The organism is Cellulomonas sp. P4_B5_2, from assembly GCF_056402235.1.
Genome location: NZ_JBFUHU010000487.1, coordinates 1 through 1,758, shown reverse-complemented (window position 1 = coordinate 1,758; position 1,758 = coordinate 1). Strand labels below are relative to the sequence as shown.

Annotated in this window: 3 protein-coding genes; 2 read left to right on the top strand and 1 reads right to left on the bottom strand. The window is 72.5% G+C overall.

Annotation, left to right across the window (positions count from 1 at the left end; genetic code table 11):
* Both AC1DUQ_RS21445 and AC1DUQ_RS21440 read left to right on the top strand, forming a co-directional pair.
* Window positions 1-514, top strand: a 514-nt coding sequence (locus tag AC1DUQ_RS21445; RefSeq protein WP_477074602.1) for a potassium channel family protein, incomplete at its 5' end; no start/stop codon positions are given.
* Window positions 511-1,185, top strand: coding sequence for a potassium channel family protein (locus AC1DUQ_RS21440; protein WP_477074601.1), 675 nt, complete (start codon window positions 511-513; stop codon window positions 1,183-1,185). The genes AC1DUQ_RS21445 and AC1DUQ_RS21440, both read left to right, overlap by 4 nt.
* Here AC1DUQ_RS21440 and AC1DUQ_RS21435 read toward each other — a convergent pair.
* On the bottom strand, window positions 1,118-1,758 hold a 641-nt coding region (locus AC1DUQ_RS21435), incomplete at its 5' end, for a DUF3159 domain-containing protein (RefSeq protein ID WP_477074600.1). The genes AC1DUQ_RS21440 and AC1DUQ_RS21435 overlap by 68 nt on opposite strands.

Below are 1,758 nucleotides of genomic sequence, written 5' to 3'. Positions count from 1 at the left end.
CGGTTTCGACCGGGACACCCTGACGCAGGCGGGGATCGAGGACGCGTTCGCGTTCGCCGCGGTGTCCGACGGGGACAACTCGAACATCCTCGCCGCGCGCGTGGTGCGGGAGACCTTCGGCGTCGAGAACGTCGTCGCCCGCATCTACGACCCGCACCGCGCGGAGATCTACCAGCGGCTCGGCATCCCCACGGTCGCCACCGTGCGCTGGACCGCCCACCAGGTGCTCCGACGGCTGCTGCCCATGGGCGCCACGGACGAGTACCGCGACTCCTCCGGCCAGATCCAGCTCTCGCAGGTGGACGTCCACGAGGGGTGGGTGGGCAAGCCTCTGCGCGTCCTGGAGGAGGCCACCGGGGCCCGGATCGCGTACGTCACCCGCTACGGCGACGGCCTGCTGCCGACGCCGACCACCGTCCTGCAGGAGAACGACACCGTGCACGTGCTCATGCGGGCGGACACCTCCGCCCTCGTCGAACGCATCCTCACCAGCGCCCCGGCGGTGACCGCGTGAGGGTCGTCATCGCCGGCGCCGGCTCCGTCGGGCGCTCCATCGCACGCGAGCTCCTCGGGCACGGCCACGAGGTCACGCTCATCGACCGTCAGCCGTCCGCCATGCGCGTCTCGCAGGTCGCGGACGCCGACTGGCTGCTCGCCGACGCCWGCGAGCTGCCCACCCTGCGCCAGGTCAAGGCCGACGAGTGCGACGTGGTCGTGGCCGCGACCGGCGACGACAAGGCGAACCTCGTCATCTCGCTGCTGGCCAAGACCGAGTTCGGCGTCCCCCGCACGGTCGCCCGGGTGAACAACCCGAAGAACGAGTGGATGTTCGACGAGGCCTGGGGCGTCGACGTGGCCGTGTCCACGCCGCGGATCATGACCGCGATGGTCGAGGAGGCCGTCACGGTCGGTGACCTGGTGCGCATCTTCACGTTCCACCAGTCGCGCGCGGACATCCTCGAGCTCACGCTCCCGGACGACTCCCCGCTGGCCGGCGTGCGCGTGGGTCAGATCCAGTGGCCGGCCGACACCGTGCTCGCGTGCATCGTGCGGGACGCGCGACCGATCGCCCCGAGCCCCGACGACACGCTCGAGGGCCGGGACGAGCTGCTCTTCGTCACCGCTCGGGAAGCGGACGAGGCTGAGCTGGAAGCGCTGCTGACCCACGGACCAGCGACCAGCTGAGCCAGAGGGTCAGCGCGGTCAGCGGCAGGCCCATGGCCAGCTTGGCCGTGCCCAGCCACGCGACCTGGTCCGCCAGGTACAGCGGCACCTGGACCGCGAGCCGGACGGCGAACATGGCGACCCACGGCCACGTGGCGAGCGCGTAGCGGCGCCGCAGCATCGGATCGGCGCGCCACGCCACCGCGGCGCCCCAGGAGCCGTTGCTCGACAGCGGCCCCTCGGCCCGGAAGAGGCCCATGACAAGTCCGACCAACGGCCAGCCGGCGAGGATCGAGACCAGCGTCGCGAGCAGGTAGGCGACGTTGACCCAGAGCCCGTAGGCGAAGTAGTCGGAGGCGTCGCCGGAGCGCCACGCCCAGATCACGCCGATGCCGACGCCGACGAGTCCCGAGAACGCCTGCGTGACGGGCGTGCGCTGCACGAGCCGCACCACCACCGCGACCACGGCCGCGCCCGCCGCCGCCACCAGGGCGGGGGTGAGCTGCTGGCCCGACGCGAGGTACACGACCACGAACAGCAGGCCGGGGGCCACGGACTCGACGACCCCGCGCACTCCCCCGACCGCGTCGGCGG